Source organism: Sulfobacillus thermotolerans (assembly GCF_039623705.1).
GTDB classification, from domain to species: domain Bacteria; phylum Bacillota; class Sulfobacillia; order Sulfobacillales; family Sulfobacillaceae; genus Sulfobacillus; species Sulfobacillus thermotolerans.
This window is the reverse complement of the sequence record NZ_CP133983.1, coordinates 553,544-571,891: the sequence shown is the minus strand read 5'-3', so window position 1 is coordinate 571,891 and position 18,348 is coordinate 553,544. Positions and strand designations below refer to the sequence as shown.

General features: G+C 52.5%; 15 protein-coding genes and 4 pseudogenes. 8 read left to right on the top strand and 11 right to left on the bottom strand.

Annotation, left to right across the window (positions count from 1 at the left end; translation table 11 throughout):
• Positions 1–45 precede the first annotated feature (45 nt).
• The 4 genes and pseudogenes from ORD20_RS02845 to ORD20_RS02830 all read left to right on the top strand — a co-directional run.
• Positions 46–1,938: pseudogene (locus ORD20_RS02845) on the top strand (molybdopterin-dependent oxidoreductase); the annotation flags it as partial.
• A 76-nt stretch (positions 1,939–2,014) separates the two neighbouring features.
• The gene (locus ORD20_RS02840) at positions 2,015–2,470 is read left to right on the top strand and encodes a DUF1641 domain-containing protein (protein ID WP_103376270.1); all 456 of its coding nucleotides are present in this window, start codon (positions 2,015–2,017) and stop codon (positions 2,468–2,470) included.
• 60 nt (positions 2,471–2,530) lie between these two features.
• Positions 2,531–2,818, top strand: a complete 288-nt coding sequence (locus tag ORD20_RS02835) for a hypothetical protein (protein WP_103376271.1) — start codon at positions 2,531–2,533, stop codon at positions 2,816–2,818.
• A 177-nt stretch (positions 2,819–2,995) separates the two neighbouring features.
• A complete protein-coding gene (locus ORD20_RS02830; RefSeq protein ID WP_103376272.1) occupies positions 2,996–3,259 on the top strand; it encodes a hypothetical protein in 264 nt (87 codons plus the stop codon).
• Positions 3,260–3,270: 11 nt separating this feature from the next.
• Here ORD20_RS02830 and ppk2 read toward each other — a convergent pair whose 3' ends face one another.
• The gene (gene ppk2, locus ORD20_RS02825) at positions 3,271–4,080 is read right to left on the bottom strand and encodes a polyphosphate kinase 2 (RefSeq protein ID WP_242968600.1); all 810 of its coding nucleotides are present in this window, start codon (positions 4,078–4,080) and stop codon (positions 3,271–3,273) included.
• A gap of 102 nt (positions 4,081–4,182) precedes the next feature.
• Between ppk2 and ORD20_RS02820 the strand changes: the two genes are divergently transcribed.
• From ORD20_RS02820 to ORD20_RS02810, 3 genes are all read left to right on the top strand, one after another.
• Positions 4,183–4,995, top strand: coding sequence for a DMT family transporter (locus ORD20_RS02820; RefSeq protein WP_103376273.1), 813 nt, complete (start codon positions 4,183–4,185; stop codon positions 4,993–4,995).
• A gap of 139 nt (positions 4,996–5,134) precedes the next feature.
• Positions 5,135–6,118 carry a quinone oxidoreductase family protein gene (locus ORD20_RS02815; RefSeq protein ID WP_103376274.1) on the top strand — a complete coding sequence of 328 codons (984 nt, stop codon included), beginning with the start codon at positions 5,135–5,137 and terminating at the stop codon, positions 6,116–6,118.
• A 99-nt stretch (positions 6,119–6,217) separates the two neighbouring features.
• A complete protein-coding gene (locus ORD20_RS02810; RefSeq protein WP_430626500.1) occupies positions 6,218–8,455 on the top strand; it encodes a protease pro-enzyme activation domain-containing protein in 2,238 nt (745 codons plus the stop codon).
• Between the two features lie 42 nt (positions 8,456–8,497).
• Here ORD20_RS02810 and ORD20_RS02805 read toward each other — a convergent pair.
• Positions 8,498–9,046: pseudogene (locus tag ORD20_RS02805) on the bottom strand (glucose-6-phosphate dehydrogenase); the annotation flags it as partial.
• Positions 8,970–10,703 carry a glycoside hydrolase family 15 protein gene (locus ORD20_RS02800; RefSeq protein ID WP_430626499.1) on the bottom strand — a complete coding sequence of 578 codons (1,734 nt, stop codon included), beginning with the start codon at positions 10,701–10,703 and terminating at the stop codon, positions 8,970–8,972. The gene ORD20_RS02800 and the pseudogene ORD20_RS02805, both read right to left, overlap by 77 nt.
• Before the next feature lie 256 nt (positions 10,704–10,959).
• Here ORD20_RS02800 and ORD20_RS02795 point away from each other — a divergent pair.
• Positions 10,960–11,250 (top strand): annotated as a pseudogene (locus ORD20_RS02795) (diacylglycerol/lipid kinase family protein); the annotation flags it as partial.
• Here the strand turns inward: ORD20_RS02795 and ORD20_RS02790 are convergent.
• From ORD20_RS02790 to ORD20_RS02755, 8 genes and pseudogenes are all read right to left on the bottom strand, one after another.
• A complete protein-coding gene (locus ORD20_RS02790) occupies positions 11,148–11,837 on the bottom strand; it encodes an XdhC family protein (RefSeq protein WP_430626672.1) in 690 nt (229 codons plus the stop codon). The pseudogene ORD20_RS02795 and the gene ORD20_RS02790 overlap by 103 nt on opposite strands.
• A 107-nt stretch (positions 11,838–11,944) precedes the next feature.
• Complete coding sequence (locus ORD20_RS02785) at positions 11,945–12,913, bottom strand: VWA domain-containing protein (RefSeq protein ID WP_430626498.1); 969 nt, start codon at positions 12,911–12,913, stop codon at positions 11,945–11,947.
• Positions 12,906–13,799, bottom strand: coding sequence for an AAA family ATPase (locus ORD20_RS02780; RefSeq protein ID WP_103376281.1), 894 nt, complete (start codon positions 13,797–13,799; stop codon positions 12,906–12,908). Before ORD20_RS02780 ends, ORD20_RS02785 begins: the two co-directional genes overlap by 8 nt.
• A 5-nt stretch (positions 13,800–13,804) precedes the next feature.
• Positions 13,805–14,656 carry an FAD binding domain-containing protein gene (locus ORD20_RS02775; protein WP_103376282.1) on the bottom strand — a complete coding sequence of 284 codons (852 nt, stop codon included), beginning with the start codon at positions 14,654–14,656 and terminating at the stop codon, positions 13,805–13,807.
• Entirely contained in the window at positions 14,637–15,740 is a 1,104-nt protein-coding gene (locus ORD20_RS02770) for a xanthine dehydrogenase family protein molybdopterin-binding subunit (RefSeq protein ID WP_430626497.1), read from the bottom strand. Before ORD20_RS02770 ends, ORD20_RS02775 begins: the two co-directional genes overlap by 20 nt.
• A complete protein-coding gene (locus ORD20_RS02765) occupies positions 15,725–16,894 on the bottom strand; it encodes a xanthine dehydrogenase family protein molybdopterin-binding subunit (RefSeq protein ID WP_430626496.1) in 1,170 nt (389 codons plus the stop codon). The genes ORD20_RS02770 and ORD20_RS02765 overlap by 16 nt, the downstream gene beginning before the upstream one ends.
• A 27-nt stretch (positions 16,895–16,921) precedes the next feature.
• Positions 16,922–17,449 (bottom strand): (2Fe-2S)-binding protein, encoded by a 528-nt coding sequence (locus ORD20_RS02760; protein ID WP_103376284.1) that lies wholly within the window; start codon positions 17,447–17,449, stop codon positions 16,922–16,924.
• 214 nt (positions 17,450–17,663) lie between these two features.
• Positions 17,664–18,344 (bottom strand): annotated as a pseudogene (locus ORD20_RS02755) (DNA recombination protein RmuC); the annotation flags it as partial.
• Positions 18,345–18,348: the final 4 nt, after the last annotated feature.

Here is an 18,348-nt window from a genome sequence, read left to right as displayed (position 1 = left end):
CATCGATGGCCAAACCATCACCGGCCGGTGATCTGGGATGACGGTGTGCCCATTGGGGAATCCTCGTGTGTCTCGTGCGGTCACTGCGTGACCGTTTGCCCCTGTAACGCCTTAATGGAAAAAACTATGCTGGGCGAAGCCGGCTATCTCACCAATATTCCGCAAGAAACACTCGAGCCCATGATTGAGTGGGTGGAAGATGTGGAACCAAGTTTACCTCCGGTTTTTACTTTATCCGATATTGAATCGGCCATGCGAAAGAGTCGCATTAAACGAACCAAGACCGTCTGCACTTATTGCGGGGTTGGCTGCTCTTTTGACATTTGGACCAAGGGCCGCCAAGTCCTGAAGGTTGAGCCAAGCCCAGAAGCTCCGACTAATGGCATTTCCACCTGTATTAAAGGGAAGTTTGGCTGGGACTTTGTGAATAGTCCGCAGCGCCTCACACAGCCCCTCATTAGACGGGGGGATGCATTCTACGAAGCAACGTGGGAAGAAGCGTATCGCCTGATTGCCGAGCGCATGCTGCAAATCAAAAAGCAGCACGGGCCCGATAGTTTTATGTTTATTGCGTCGTCCAAAGCCACGAATGAAGAGGCCTACCTCTTACAAAAACTCGCCCGCCACGCAATCGGTACGAATAACGTCGATAATGACTCCACCTACTGCCAAGATCCCGCCACGTACGGACTTCGGCAAACCGTCGGGTTCGGCGGCGATAGTGGATCTGTGTCCGATATTGCCCAAGCCGATATGGTGATGATTGTGGGTTCGAATACCGCCGAATCGCATCCGGTTGTGGCCACACGAGTCAAGCGCGCCCATAAGCTTCATGGCCAAAAGTTGGTCGTGGTCGACATTCGCCGCCATGAAATGGCGGAGCGCGCCGACATTTTTGTTCAACCCAACCCCGGTACCGATGGCGTATGGATTCTTGGTATTTCTAAGTATCTCATCGACCAAGATTGGATTGATCACGACTTTTTAGCCCAGTGGGTCACCGGATTCGAGGACTACAAAGAATTTCTTGCTCCGTATTCTCTCGAGCACACCCGTACCATCACAGGGGTGCCTGAACAGACCACGATGCAAGTTGCGTCCATGATTCATGAAGCCCATTCTCTGTCCATTTTGTGGGCGATGGGCGTAACTCAGCATCGTGACGGCTCCGAAACTTCTTTGGCCATCGCTAATTTGCTTCTCTTGACGGGAAACTTTGCCCGCCCCGGCACCGGCGCTTACCCGCTGCGGGGCCATAACAACGTACAAGGCGCTTCCGATTTTGGTGCCAAGCCGCATTACTTGCCCGGTTACCAAGACCCAGCCGACCCGGAAGTACGAGAACGATTCAAAGCCGCGTGGGGCAAAGAATTACCCAAAACCCGCGGTATCAACAACCAAGAATTAGCAGGTGCCATATTACAAGGCCGCATCAAAATGGTCACTGATGGCAAAGCCCATTTGGTCGCCTTAACCATGTCCGGCATGAGCCAAGTAGACGCCAAGTATGACCTCCATATCAACAACGGTCAATTGTTGGAGCACTTTCACGAAGGCAACATGACCTATCAGTCTGCTGGGATCCGCCACGTCGTTCCTGGGATGTTTGTCGAAGTGTCGCCTGAGCTAGCCCATGAGCGGAATCTACAAGATGGCACGATGGTACGTCTGGTATCCCCTACGGGATCCTTAACCGCCCCGGTGCTCATTACTAACCGTGTCAGCGGCAAAGCATTGTATGTGCCGATGAACTCGCTAGGTGAGGGGGCAGTCAATAACATCACCGGAACCGGTATCGATACGCGGACCAGTACGCCCGCGTATAAAGAAACGCGCGCTTATATGGAAGTCGTTGACCCGCAAGGATTAGGCCGGAGCCCATTGCCGCGGCGTAATTGGCGATTTAAGCATCGCCATCCTCAGCGCGGGGTTAACGTCGCAGCCAAATGGGCACGCCGAGACTATATCCCCCTAGTGACCGCCCAAAAACATCTTGGAACGGAGGAAACGCTCAATGGCACAGCCCACAATTAATGTCATCACAACGAAAGCGCCTGACAACCACGCACCCGTGTCATACGATCTCGAGCGTTTTGTCCATGCGCTCAAGTCTGCCGGGGTCTTAGACTTTGTCACGGGTCTCTTGGAGCAGCGCGATTCCATACTGCATCTGGTGATTAACGAAATTAATCAACCCGGCGTCAAAATGGCGGTAAACAATATGGAACAGTTGGCCGCTTTTATCGGCACGATTCCCCAAGAAACATGGCACGTTGTCCTCATGGCCGCTGCGAATGGAATAAAGAGTATGAACGACCCAAAAGCTAGCACGCAGAATGAAGGCATGGGAATTTTTCAACTGTTGGGCGCATTGAAAAATCCGGAAACCGCCCGTGCCGTGCGAGTCATTTTAGGATTTCTGGAAGGCTTTGGTCGCGCATGGAGCTCGTCATCGAAAACAACACCGTAATCCCCTGGCGCCTATGCTACACTATCCGCAGGAACATTCTAGCAATAAGGGGGCACAGGTATGAGCTTTTTCAAATCCCTGAAGAACATGGCTGAAGGCCAGCAAGCCACTAATATGCCTGATCATCTTTGCAATAGTTGCAATGTCGCCATGCAGTATCACGGTCCGCATGCGCTGCGTACGGGCGGCATGAACCGAGGATGGGGTGTCGCCGCTGATTTGCTCCTGGGCGCACGTGATGAAACCCTATTTGATCAAATGACAGAGAAAAATGTCATTGTGCACGTCTTTGTCTGCCCGGAATGCGGCCGCATCGAAATGGTCAATGATCCGCGGCGCGGATTTTAATCGGAACGCACAAGGAGCGGGGATTCTCCCGCTCCCCTTAGTACCAAAAGCCCCCACACGGATCCGCCAGGCGGGAGCCATCATTTTTCCCCTTCACAGAAAAAGATCGTCTATCCTGCGAAGTTTAGGATATAATACTATCACATGGTCATAAATTCGATGGCAGGAGGAAAAGTCATGACCCCTCAACAAGTTGAACGCCGTAAGAGGCAGTTGATTGCAGAATACTCAGCCATTCATGCTATCCACCCCGGATCGCTTACGACCCCTGATCCCACACTGGTATATCATCGCCAATTAGTCGCTTTTCACGTGGGTCTGTTTCACGGCTTAGTGTCATTGGCTAAGACAGACGATGATTTTCGTCAAGTCGAAGAAGAGCTCAACACCATCAAAGGTCTCTTGCCCTATTACGATACTCGCCCTGCTGTCAGCGTGTAACAAACTACGTCTTAGGGCGCTATGCGCCCGTCCGTTAACGCCTCAGAATCGAATGGGAAGACAATTAGGGGATCGGGATTCAAAAGAGCCAAATCTTTGCCCTCGTAAGGGGTCGCGTGTAAGAAATGCTGGATGACTGCTAAACGCGACCGCCTTTTATCGTCGGCTTTCACAACAAACCACGGCGCATCAGGATGGCTCGTCCGCGCAAACATGTGGTTACGGGCTTCGCTATACGCATCCCAATGCTTAAGGGCCTGCTCATCCATCGGACTTAATTTCCAGCGTTTTAAGGGATCTTTTTTTCGTTCCTCCAACCGTGCCTTTTGTTCCTCTTTATTAATATCTAAGTAATACTTGAAGATTTTCATGCCGGACTGATGGAGCATTTGCTCAAAAAACGGTACCGTCGTCATAAACTCTTCATATTGCGTAGCCGTGCAAAATCCCATCACCTTTTCTACCCCGGCGCGGTTATACCAACTGCGATTAAACAGGGCAAGCTCTCCACCAGCCGGCAAGTGGGACACATACCGCTGAAAGTACCATTCCGTACTCTCTTTATCTGTTGGCTTATCCAGTGCGACCACATGCGTTTGCCTAGGATTCATATGCTTGGCAAAGCGCCGAATGGTCCCGTCCTTGCCTGCCGCGTCCCGCCCTTCAAAGATGACTAAAATCTTGCGCTGATGAGCCACCACGTCCACTTGTAGCTTAAGAAGCTCGATTTGCAACGCTTTCAACGTCTGCGCATACGTATCGGGTTCCATGTGCTCCTTATCTTTATTCGAACCTTTGGCTTTATTATGATGTTTTCCCACACTGTCGCCCCCTTCTTATTGCCACACTAACACGAATCTCTCCCGAAATCCATGCAGCCTCGCGGTCTAGGGGGTATGTGATATATTAGATAGGGGGGTTTGATGAACTTACTAGCGGCAGGTCTCGTGAGTGCGTCGTCGTTTTTGCATTTGGGTTGGAATACTGCCGTCCGATCAACCGAGGGCAGCTTGCGGTTTGTGTGGATCCTGGTCCTCTCTGGAGGCCTGTTTGCTGCTTTAATCACAATAGCTTTAGGGATTCCTTGGCATTTACAAACCGTTTGGCCGTGGGTTCTCGCCACGATTACCATCCATAGCCTATATTTTTCCTCTCTCGCCCAAAGCTATCGGCAAGGCGCGTTGCAAGACGTCTATCCCGCTGCGCGGGGCACGGGCATCGTCTTGAGTATTCCCCTAGCATGGGGGCTGTTTAGACAAGTACCCGGGCTTTGGCCTCTTGTGGGTGTCTTGCTCATTGCGGTGGCAGTCATCGTGCCCGCATTTAAAACCCGCTCCACGCTCCGCACACTAGGCTGGGTTTTGAGTGTGGCGCTTTTTATTGCACTTTACTCTGCAGTTGATAGCCATAGTGTCCATCTCATTTCGCCTTGGCCTTACATCGCTTGCCAATATCTCGGAACCGCCCTCCTATTAACTCCCTGGGCTCTAAAGACAGCCCCTTTAGCCTCACCCAAAACAGCCATACTGTCTGGAATTGTGAGCGTCGTCTCCTATCTTCTCATTTTATATGCCTATCAGTTGGCCCTCGTTGGCCCCGTTCTGGCGTTGCGGCAAATATCGATTGCCTTCGCCCCCGTGATGGGTTGGGCCATTTTAAAAGAACCGTGGCAGCCCCATCGTCTGGCAAGTACCTTCCTTATTTTGATAGGCGTCGCGTTGATTGTCCTTCACTAAATCAACATAGCCTTTTGGGACTGGTGAAGGCGCTACACATGTGCGATGATAAAGAGCAAGTGAGAAGAAGTCCCGGCATTTCACAAAAATTAATGAGAATACCAGGATTCCTACAAAATTTAAGGTAGGAGGGGTACATATGAAGGCCGTCGTCGTCACCGCCTTCGGTGGTCCAGAAGTACTCCGGGTCGTCGATGTCGCCCGACCCGACATGAACTCGCATCAAGTGCTCATCAAGGTTCACGCAACCAGTGTCAACTTTGCCGATATTAAAGCCCGCTATGGCCAATATCATAACGCGGGGACCCCCCCGTTCATACCAGGCTTAGATGCTGCAGGCACTATCGAAGCCGTAGGGTCGGAGGTGACCCGATTTCGACCGGGTCAACGGGTCATCGCCTTCCCTGCAAATGGTTCCTATGCGGAATATATCGTCGTCGACGAAACCCTAACATTTGCGCTTCCCCCTGAAGTTGACTGGGATACAGCTGCAGCCTGTCCTTTAGTAAGCTTTACCTCATATGCTTTGCTCCATGACGTTGCACGTCTAAAGGCTGGTGAAGTGGTGTTTGTCCACGCGGCCGCAGGCGGCATCGGCACGGTGGCAACGCAATTGGCCAAAATTCTAGGAGCGGGCATGGTCATTGGCGCCGTCAGCCGCCAAGAAAAAATTGCAGCAAGTTACGCGGCTGGCGCTGACCACGTGATTTGCTACCCCACCGAGCCTTTTGCCGAACGTGTGAATACTCTTACAGACGGCCATGGCGCCGATGTTATCCTCGACTCCGTCGCCGGCCCTATCACGCAACAAAGCCTGTCCTGTTTAGCGCCCTATGGCCGTCTTGTGGTTTTTGGCAATGCTAGCGGGGAGCCCGGCATTGTGCAGACCACCGATTTACACGCGAGCTGCCGTTCGGTGCTAGGCTATAGCCTAGGCACCACGCGTAAAAACCATCCCCATCTATTACAGGTCATAGCCTCGCAAGTTCTGCCCTTGATTGCCAAAGGCCGCCTCAACGTCCCGATTGGCATGACAGTGCCCCTTGCCGATGCCGCTATAGCTCAGCAGTGGGTCGAGAACCGACAAAGCACCGGCAAGGCCATCTTAAAAGTCGTTTCCTAACCCGTTCGAGGCGCGCAGGGCTTGTGCGCCCCTCGAACCATACATTTTGTGGTCACAGTACCTTCCTGACATTTCCCATCAACATGAGCAGGAGTTTTCATGTCCAAAGCGAACTCTTCTAAGTACATATGGCAACATGCCGTGAAAAGAGGAGCGCTTGCCGTGAATATCCGTGCCATTCCTTTTATCCTATCCACTGCTATGATATTACCGTTGATAAATGTCAAAGTTATGGCCGCGACTCCGTTGGCGTATGCGGTACCGATAAAATCATTGCCGCATACGGGATTGCCATCCACGCCTTTTTACCAAAGTGAGTTGCCCACCTTGGAGCACTCCGCATCCCAAGGAACCGTGCGCAACGTGACAATCCTGGTGGATACCCCAAGGCGCGCTGCATTATTGCAAAATTACGCCCGCGCTGTCAGCACCCCCACCTCGCCTTTGTATCACCACTTTCTCACCCCTCAAAAACTGGCGCAAGAATTCGGGCCGTCACCTAAAGCCTTTGCGCAAGTGATGCAAGCCGTCAGCGACGCCGGTTGGCAGATTATCCACCGGACCGCATTAACCCTAAGTGCCGAAATACCCGCCCATCGTTCAACGTTAAAAATTCCCGTCGCTCGGGATTTGTACGCCATTGATGGACTTTCTCCAGTCCACATCATCACCCCGCACGCGACCCTCGCCAAGGCGTGGACGCACTCTCCCGGCCATCTCGTGACCGTGCGTTCCGAGACGTCCACTAGCAATCTCACATCTTATGATTTCTCACAACCGCCTACTCAAGTCGAGTCCGTGACGGCGAGCAATGGGGACAGCATAACTGTAGCTAATGCATCAGGTCTTGGAATTCCCGATATTGCTTCCATGGCTGGGTTTCCATCGTTTCAGGGAGTGATTGACGGCTCGGTGGTGGGACTCGGGGGAACCAGTTTAGCCGCCCCATTAACAGCCGGTTGGCTTGACGATCTTGAAACGGCTGATGGCATACAACATATCGGCCTCGGTAATATCAACCCGCTGCTGTTTAACGCAGCCCAGGATCATCCGCAGGATTTTATGCAAGCCTTATGGGGCAGTAACGGATATTACAGCGTCACTAGTTCCGCCCCCGGTTCATGGAATCCCGTAACGGGTTTGGGTGCCCCCAACTGGGATCAGTTAGCACAAGTCTGGGATCCGCAGTCGACGTCTGCCAGTCAATTGCAATGGACGCATGTCCCCTCGCAAGCAGTGGCCGGCATTCAACAAATGTGGACCTTAAAGGTCCTTAATGGCCAAGGCAATCTCGTATCCACGTTTGCGAATACGGTAACTCTGACCAGTTCCGATACTCACGCGCATTTCCCCGCCCAGATTACCTTTACGAATGGCCAAGCCCAAGTTCCTGTCACGTTCGAGTCGCCGGGCACGCAAAGCCTCACGGCCTTTGGTCCCCACGGCGCCAATATCCAACCCGCGACCGTCTCCCTTTCTGTGGTGCCCGCTCCTACGATATCGACGTCTTCAAATCCGGTCGTCGCCCAACCCATCACGGTCACCGTGGGATTTTCATCGTCATCTGCGGCTCTATCCTACCAGTTTTGGATTCGCAATCCTCAAACCGGCTTGTGGAGCGCGCCACAGGGCGGATTTTCCTCCCGCAACACCTTGCATTTTACCCCTGTTGTGCCTGGTCGCTACGATCTCATTGTTTATATCCAAGGACTCGGCTCCTCACCTGTAACGTTCTCCGATACCATTAACGTCTTGGCTCCCAAGAACACGCCCATGGTGTCTGCGCTACATCTCAGCGGGCCTTCGGCTTTCGCGTCCCGCGGCCAATCCCTAACCTTAACCGCTCAGGCTACGGACGCGAACGGCACGCCCCTTTATCAATTCTGGCTGTTAGCTCCTAACAAAGGATGGGAAATGGTTCAAAACTATTCGCCTCAAAACACTTGGACCATTAGTAATCTCCAACCGGGATCTTATGTCATTGCTGTCTACGCGCTCGATGGCCAACAATTTGCGCAGCATGATTTCTCGCAAGCCTTTGATGCGACGACCGTCATCAACGTGGACAGCCACGTCAACTTAACCATCTCTTCAACCAATCCTGTGGCCTTAGACGCTCATGCATCTGGGATCTCGAATCCCGTTTATCAGTTCTGGATTCAAAGCCCCAACGGTCAATGGCACGCCAGTGGAGCCTACGGAGCGGGCACGGACCTCTTCCAACCTAATGGATCAGGCACTTATACCATTGTCGTCTACGCCAAAGACCTGTATGCTCCAGCCACCAGCGCATTCGCTGTTAGCACCTCCATGACCTTCACAGTGCCCGCAAACTAAAAACGGGCCGGCATCCCAACTATGGGGCCCGGCCCTTTGCCGTTATGATGGCAGTGGACGCCACTGCAATCCGGCCTCCATCAATCGATCCTGGCTGCGCGGCCCTTGGCTGCCAGCAGGGTAAACTTCTGGTGGGGTATTGGCCCACGCTTTCAAAATAGGGTCCACAATCCGCCATGACTGCTCAACTTCGTCCCACCGCGGGAAGGCGCTTTGTTCCCCACTGAGCACATCTAAGAGCAATTGTTCATACGCCGAATAATCATGCTCTCCAGCCTTTTTATACGGCGCACTCAAAGTCACTTGTTTGGTATCCATTTCCAGGCCGGGTTTTTTCGCAAACATCACGAGGTCAATAGCTTCATCGGGTTTCATCCGAAAGACTAGCCAATCCGCCAGGCCCGCCCCAAATAAGTGGCGCGGAACGGGTTTGAGCTGAATCGCAATTTCAGCGTAATCTGCAGCCAGCCGCTTACCGCTTCGCAAATAAAATGGAACGCCATGCCATCGCCAGTTATCGACATGGAGTTTCAATGCCGCATACGTTTCTGTCTGGGAATCTGCGGCAATTCCGTTTTCTTGAACATACCCAGGAACGGCCTGGCCCTGAGTCGTTCCCGGCCCATATTGACCTGCCACCGCACTGTCCGCTTCCAGAGCGCGCCTCGAGATTGCCTTTGCGCAAATAAACCCGAGCCAGCCAAAATCCTGCAAGCGTAAAAGGATACAGCACTGGACCCATATTGTCTTCACGGTAGCGATAAACGAAATCTTGGTGTAGCAAGGTGGCTTCAATGTGTTCCAAGGTCCTAGCAAACACCGGATCGTCCACCCCAACAAACCCATAAAGCGGCATCGTTAATAAGGCCGCATCGACATGGCGATGATGTTTGCCCTGCGTAAAATAGGGAAGGCCACTCTCTTTTACATCTTGCCAAAGACTGTTCGCCACCCGTTCCGCCACCTGCCCCCATGTCTTCGCGGTTACAAGATCTTGCATGGCCTCTTTCGCTAACGTTTCACCCACTTTGAGAGCCACCCAGCACATCAGTTGGGAATGTGTGTATAAATCGTCCTCATCGCGAAATTCCCACAACGAAGCATCCGGCGTCTTCCAGTACTCGGCAACCCATGACACCAGTGTCAAAATTGCCCACCAATATTCTTTAATAAAGGTCTGATCATGCGTCTGCCGCCAATATAATAAGACCACCCATAGCAAGTCGCCCTCAATGTCCATCTGAATTTGATCACTGGCTGCATTCCCGACACGGACGGGCCGCGAATTTTTATACCCCGCCAACCAAAGCAACTCACGCTCGCCTTGACTCCGTGTCCCATCCACGCGGTAAAACGGCGCAGCCAACGGTTTGCCCACTAAATCCACAGTATTTAACATGAATTCAATAAAACGTCGGCACGCTACCGGATCACCGGCCAACAACAAGGCTTCTGCTGCATACGAAGCATCACGGACCCAGACAAACCGGTAGTCCCATTGTCGACCCGCTCCCACAGCCTCCGGCAGCGATGTGGTCGCGGCCGCTAATAACGCTCCATTTGTACGGTACATGAGGCCCCTAATCACTAACATACTCCGGTTAAATGCCTCGGGGTGAGGTCCGTCATAAGGGAGCAGGCTTCGTTGCCAAAACTTCCGGGTGGCATCTTCGACGTTTGGCGCATGAGCCAGCGGTTCTTGTAGCCAGATGCGATCTCGTTCGTAATCTTGCCCATAGCGCAGAACTACGACAACTTGCCCTGGGCCAATTTCCCAATGATCCCGACGAGCAAGTTTTTTCATCGGCCCTTGAATCGTCAAAACTACCACTTCAGGTCCCGCCGGATGGCGAAAAATAGCGCCATCGTCAACGATTTCATAGGCTGAGCCCGCCGCGCCAAAAGAAAAAGTCGGACGGCAAATCAGTGTTAACGGAATATCGGCATCCACAACCCTCCACAGCGCCGCACGTCCAATGGGGAGAAAATCCCGCAGTTGTGCCTGACCCTGCTCGGTGTGGAAAGTTGTGACGACAATATTCGTGTTCTCGCCATAGACTTGTTCACTCTCAAAATCATCGCGGGGCTGGATGCTAAAAAACCCGCCCCGGGTTTTATCAAGCATGCGGCAAAAAATCGCATCACTATCAAAGCGAGGAAAGGGCAGCCATTCAATAACCCCGTCGGGGGAGACTAAAGCCGATGTATAACTATTGGACAAAAACCCATAAAACAACGGCTGAGACACGATAAGCGCTCCCTTCTAGGCGCATTGCAATGCGGATATGTCTCGCTATACACGCGCCTCTTTTCTACCTTACCGCACTTCCTCGCCAGAAGATACCAGTGTCCGGTATTGGCTTTACGGCTAAAATTCCATGAAGTATAGCACACCCATGATACAATGATCCCACAGCACTACGGACTAGGAGGCCTCATGAGTTCACTCAGACACCCCACCACCTGTCGTTACCATTTTTTCATATACTGCCTTTTGGACGACCATGGCAACCTTGCTCACTAAAGACCGTCCGTTATGGGCTCAAGGACGTATGATTGCCATTGTCAACCCGCATGCGGCGTCGGGACGGGCTCTACGTACATGGGAGGGGCTTAAGCGCGTGGCCGATACTTGGCACATGTCTTTAGCAACATGGCAAACAAAGCGTCCTAAGCACGCGACGCAGCTTACTCAACGTGCCCTTGAGCTCAATGCATCAGCGCTTTTTGTTATTGGTGGAGATGGCACGCTTAATGAAGTAGTCAACGGCCTTATGGCTAACCGGAATCGCCCGTTACCGGTCCTGATTTTAATCCCCGGAGGAACGGGTTCGGACTTTAGCCGGACGCTCAAAAACGCCACATGAGGTTCGAATTGCCTATTAATATGTCGTAACATCTCTTGGGTGCGGCTTAAGGGCCCCAAAACTCCAACATACCGAGGCTGAGACCGTAAGGCCAAGTCTAGGCAGTGTTCATCACGGTCTTGATGATGGTTCATGATTACCCAATAGGCATGGGGCCAACGCTCGGCATCGACATGCTGCGCATCTTGATTCACCCATTCGACGGCTTGCGGGAAGACTTGGGGATTATTAAACATTCTGCGCGGATCCAACACACTGACTTCAAAGCCGGCTTGTTGTGCCAAGGCGACCAACGGTTTGACGTCATGTCCGGCCCCTGTTACCACCACTTTTTGCGGCGGCGTCAAATGGTCTAAGACCCATCCCTCTCGGACGACCGTTTGACCTTCTCCCACGGGCACGACAGAAGGCAACGGCGAACCTGAAAACGTCGTAATAACGGAACCCGCCTGTAAAAACCTCTCGGGGCCGTTCAGCTCAACACCATGGGCCTTGATGGGATCTCTAATCTCCATACGTCCTTGATATTTGCCCTTGATAGACGCCACCCCTATCTCCATCTCTGCCGCATAGACACCTTCTTCTAATGGTTCCAGCGCCTTAAGTCCTGGCATAGTCCGCACTAAGACAGCCGGATCCATAAAAATATCACCCCTAAGCCATCGGCTGGCAGCGCATCATAGCCGTCCGTGATGATCACCACATCGCTCCGCGTCGTCGTATGCGTTTGCAAGATTTTAGACAGCGCCCGGGCCGCCATGGCAAATTGCGTGCCTCCTCGTAAATCGTGGGCCATCTCAAACACAGCTTCATAGGCATGCGCCTGGTTCGCAATTTGTAACGCGGCCGTCACATTAGTGAGACGGGTGCTGAAAATGACCACTTGCAGCCGATTTTTTGTGGCCACTAGCGCATGCAGAAATTGAAAATACATGGCCATAAAGCCATCCATCGAACGGCTCGCGTCCCACACAATCCATGTCGGACGCATGGCCGTGCGCTGGGTTTGGTGCCACAGAGTCATAATTTCGGAGCGCCCCCGGTTCTTGCGCAAGAGTCTCGACAAATTCCACAATCGACCACGACGCGCATCTCTTCTACGGTAAGCTCGCATGACGTGTGGCGGCACCGCCAGTAAACGTCGTCGCCATAAATTATCCACGACGGTATGTGTGGGACTTTGGGCCCCATGGACTTCCTCGTCACTGGCTCGACCACTATGCGTCAACACGGTACGATTGCTCATGGTCAATGAGAGAGACATAGAGGCGTCAATCCAACTGACCCAAGTCCGTCCTTGTTCGGGCAAACCGATGCCCGACAGCCAGCGGTCACCGAATGGCGCTGCCGGAGTGATCCCCGCTAAAAAAGCGGCAAAATACGCATACGCCCGGTTAAATAACACCCGTTGCTCAGGCGATGAAATCCAAAGGGCCGACAGGACCGCATGCACACCAGGAAGCGAAAAGTCTTGGGTTAGCGCCATAGCCCGGGCAGCCAAGACCACATCTTCCACACTCAACGAGAATCCCCACTTACGTAAAGCCCGCGCAAACACCCCTAGATTCTGAGCCGCCCTATCCTCATCCATGAGCAATTTCCTGGAGAATGGTGGTTACGGCCTGATGGTCCGCTTGCCCCATATCTTCACGGTATTTCAAAACGCACCCCAACGTCCTCTCGACAGCCTCTGCCGAAAGGGTCTCAACCCCAAGAACTTCGAGCGCAGAAGCCCAGTCCAATGTCTCGGCCAACCCAGGGGGCTTTTGCAACGTCTTCGTTCGTAGACACTGCACATAGCGGACGATGTGCTCCGAAAGGCTAGGATTTAACTGCGGCATGCGTTCACGCAAGATGGCCATTTCCCTTTCATAAGTTGGGTAATCCAACCACTGGTACAAGCACCGTCTTTTCAGGGCATCGTGCACATCGCGTGTGCGGTTCGACGTCAGAATCACAATGGGACGCTCGACCGCTTGAATTGTTCCGAGTTCCGGTATGCTAATTTGAAATTCCGAAAGAACCTCTAGCAAAAACGCCTCAAATTCATCATCACTCCGATCAATCTCGTCAATAAGCAGGACAGGCGCCGGCCCATTGGGACGAATTGCCGCATAAAGGGGCCTTTTGAGCAAGAAATCCTCGTGATACAGCGATTGTTCGAGGGTATCGCGGTCATCTCCATCCAATTCGCGAATGCGAATGTGCAAGAGCTGCCGCGGATAGTTCCATTCATACAGCGCGCTTTCACGGTCAATGCCCTCATAGCATTGCAAACGGATTAAGGGAACGTCCAACATTTGGGCAACGGCTTGAGCCAGGGCGGTTTTCCCGACCCCTGGCTCTCCCTCTACAAAAAGTGGACGCTCAAGCGCAATGCTTAAGAATACTGCCGTGGCTAACGCAGAGTCTGCCAAATAATGCTGTGCGCGCAAGCCCGCTATGACATGGTCAACACTTTGCGGTTTTCTGCCCATAGCGCTCAGCCTTGATTACCTAATGCCGCAAGCGCGCGCGTCACATAAACACGACATAGATTGGCTTTATAGCCATCATCATCGTCGTCAAACGACTGGTCACTCGCCACCTGTTCGGCGGCCTGCAATATGACATCACGCGTAAACGTCTGACCTACCAGCATCTGCTCGGCACTAAAGGCCCGAAACGGCACCGAGCCTATGCCGGTTATCGCTATACGGCAGGAGTCAACCTGCGCGTCCCTTAGGACAACCCATGCAGCAACGCCAATGATGGGATAGCCTGAAGCCAGATGAGGACGTTTGAGATATATGGACCGGGCCCCTTGAGCCATTCGTGGAATGCGAATCGCTGTCAGCACTTCACCTGGGGCCAATGTCGTAATAAAAGGCGCTAAAAAAAAGGAATCAATATCTTCCCGCCGCTTTCCCGCCGGTCCGGCAATCTCCAACTCAGCCCCCAAAGCTAGTAGGGCTGCAGGCAGATCAGCGGCCGGATCCGCATGACATAAACTGCCACCAATGGTCCCTCGGTTGCGCACTTGTAAATCCCCAATGACCCGCGCTGCTTCGGCAACAAGCGGAGCGGCCAAAGCCACTGATGGATCACGGACAAGTTGCACGTAACGGGTAAATGCCCCAACCCGAAGTTCGTTATCACTTAAGACGATTCCTTGCAACTCAGGAATCTGGCCAATGTCAATAAGATGAGACACGGTGGATAAGCGCAGCTTCATTAAAGGCAATAAGCTATGGCCACCTGCTAATATTTTGGTATTATCCGGGTCTTCTTGTAACCACTCAATGACGTCTTGGACAGAATGCGCATTCCGGTAATCAAATGGCGTCGTGAACATGCATGTGACCTCCTTTGGACGCAATAGCCTGCCACACCTTGCGAGGGGTTAACGGCATCGGTAGATCTTGAATCCCAAAAGGTGCGAGGGCGTCCATGACCGCATTCACCACGGCAGGGGTGGAAGCAATCGCCCCCGTTTCCCCCACCCCTTTAACTCCTAAAGGATTGTGGGGTGAAGGCGTTGTCGTATGTGCGGTTTCAAATTTCGGAAAGAACCGCGCTTTAGGCATGGCATAATCCAAAAATGATCCCGTCATCAATTGCCCATTGGTGTCATATTCCACGCCTTCGTACAGCGCTTGCCCGATGCCTTGGACTAGCCCTCCATGAATCTGCCCCTCGACAAGCATGGGATTAATCACGACACCCACGTCATCGACCGCAACATAGCGCATCAATTCCACGTCACCCGTATCGGGATCCACTGAGACGATAGCAATGTGCGTACCAAATGGGTAGGTAAAATTTTCCGGATTGTAAAAAGCCGTGCCTTCCAACGCCGGTTCCATGCCCGCAGGCAAGCTCCACGCCAAATAGGCATCAAGCGCGGCTTCTTGAAATGTCACAGCACGTGCTGGCAATCCCTTGACCGAAAAGATTCCCTGCTCAAATTCCACATCATCTTCGCCCACTTCAAGCTTATGCGCCGCGATTTTTCTCGCCTTCGCAATCACCTTTTGATCTGCTAGATGAATAGCCGCACCCCCAACGACCGTTGTCCGCGACCCATAAGTCCCCCACCCCATGGCAATTTTGCTCGTATCGCCGTGAACCACTTCAATATCTTCTGGGGGAACGCCAAGCTCCTGGGCAACGATTTGCGCAAAAGTCGTTTCCTCACCCTGACCGTGTGGTGAAGCCCCTGTAAATACCGTCACTTTTCCGGTCGGGTGCACTCGCACCGTGGCACTTTCCCAAAGTCCCCCTTGAAACCCTACAGCCCCTGCCACTTCAGAAGGCCCTAATCCACACATCTCCACATAGGTGCTGAACCCAATACCAATATATTTGCCTTGCTGGCGCAGATTTTCTTGTTCACGCCGAAATGCCGCATAATCGACAATCTCTAGCGCCTTGGCCAATGCGCCTTAGCGTATAAGTCCACCATTCGCTCAACCAAAAACGTAGCTTCTGGGCGCCCGGCGCCCCGATACGCATCGACAGGTGTCGTGTGCGTCAGCATCCCATAGACCTCCGCCGAAGCTTGCGGAATCGCATAGGCCCCATTCACGATGAGTCCAAATAAAATGGTGGGAACACCAGGCGCTGCGGTCGATAGATAGGCCCCTAAATTGGCATAAGTCTTGACGCGAATAGCTTCGATGCGCCCATCTTTTGTCCCCGCTAACGCCACCTCTTGCACATGATCGCGCCCGTGACTGGTCACGGTAAAGTTTTCTGTACGGGTCTCTGTCCATTTCACGGGCCGATTGAGCCGACGTGCCGCCCATGATACGATGATTTCATCCGGATAGCAGGAAATTTTACTACCAAAGGCGCCTCCGACATCAATCGCCACAACGCGCAATTTATGTTCCGGAATGCCCAAAATTCCAGACATGAGCAAACGATGAATGTGAGGATTTTGGGTCGTCGCCCAAAGGGTCAGTTCTTCGGTTGCCGGATTCCATTGTGCCACCGCTGATCGCGGCTCCATGGCATTAGGCACAAGCCGTTGTTGTCGAAATTCTTGACGCACGACGACTTCGGCCCGGTTGAAGATCTCCTCCACATCCCCTCCGACTTTCCAATGAAAGGCAACGTTTCCCGCAATATCTTCATGAACTAAGGGGGCTCCCTCTTGAGCGGCAGCAAAAGGATTGGTCACAGCGGGCAAGGACTCATATTCCACCTCTACAGCATCGACCCCGTCCCTGGCTTGTGCTGGTGTCTGAGCAATGACGACAGCCACGCCGTCTCCTTGATAGCGCACCATATCGACAGCCAAGGCTGGATGAGGGGTCATTTTCATTTCGGAGTCGGGGGGAATCCACGCAGTGGGAATGAAACCCACCTCGTCTTTCAAATCAGCGCCCGTAAAGGCGGCGACAACACCCGGCATTTTAAGCGCACGACTTACATCCACTTTAACAAGACGCGCATGCGCATGCGGACTGCGAACAATCCCCGCATAGAGCATGCCTGGCAATTTTATATCATCGGTATATTGACCTTTTCCACGGATTAAGCGAACATCTTCATGCCGCTTTAGTGCACTCCCGATTACATCAGCCACTGCACATCCCTCCTGGGCATTCACAAATTAACCGATTTTCGTTTCCCGTTCCTCCGTTTGGCGTTCGTCCATAATTTCTTGCGCCCTCTGCACAGAACGCACGATAGTCTCGTACCCCGTACAGCGACAGAGCAGCCCATCGAGCGCATCACGAATATCGGTTTCAGAAGGATGGGGGTTTGTTGAAAGCAGATACGAGGCCGTCAACATGGCACCAGGCGTGCAAAAACCACATTGCAACCCATGTTTTTCCCAAAATCCTTGTTGCACAGGATGCAATACCTCTTGTTCTAAGCCTTCGATAGTGACCACTTCCGCACCATTTGCTTGCACCGCCAACACGGTGCAAGACTTCACCGCGTCGCCATTTAACAACACCGTACACGCACCACATTGTGAGGTATCACACCCGACATGGGTGCCGGTTAAACCCGCTTCGTCCCGTAAAAAATGGACCAGGAGAGTGCGGGGCTCCACCGAACGCGTGATTGTTATTCCGTTTACCGTCATCGTGACAGACACTTGGCTAATCTCCACACGACGTCCCCCAATCATGGCTATCAGATTTGTACAACTAGTCCGATGGTATCACACCTACTAAATTGAAACAATAATCAAACACGTTATTATTCAAATCGACAATCCCATCAAATTCAACATTATTCGACAAACCACGAAGGGAAGTTTAGCGTGTGAGCTTATCCAACAGACACAAAAACCGCCATCTCGAAGGATGGCGGTTTAAAAATCCAAAAGAAGTCCCACACAATTATTCGAGCGAAGCTATATCTCCCTCCGGCAACAAGGAAGATATCTGCCCCGGCGAAGCCGCCTCTACCGTCCGCAACTTGCGCTCAATCGCGCGAGAACGAGTCCGGGCCGTATCAATGGTATTGCTCGCCTCTTGCAGTTTCTTTTGAGTCTTTTCGAGAATATCGCCAAATTTTCCAAACTCCGTTTTAACCGCCCCTAAGAGAGACCAGACCTCACTCGAGCGTTTTTGAATGGCCAAGGTGCGAAAACCCATTTGCAAACTATTTAACAGCGCTGTAATCGTCGTGGGTCCTGTGACAATGACATGGTACTCACGCTGCAACGCTTCCCACAGACCCGGCCGTCGTAGAATTTCCGCGAATAATCCTTCCACAGGAAGGAACATAATAGCAAAGTCGGTCGTGTGCGGAGGATTGATATATTTTTCTTGAATGGCTTTGGCTTCGTGGCGGACCCGATTTTCCAACATTTTTCCTGCTTCTGCCGCCACGGCTCCGTCTCCCGCTTCTTCGGCATCCATTAATTTTTGGTAATCCTCCAAAGGAAACTTGGAGTCAATCGGCAAAAGGACTTGTTTGGCATCATCATCTTTTCCAGGCAGAAAAATGGCAAAGTCGACGCGTTCAAGCGAGTCGGCCCGTACCGCGACGCTGCGCTGATATTGTTCGGGACTGAGTTAA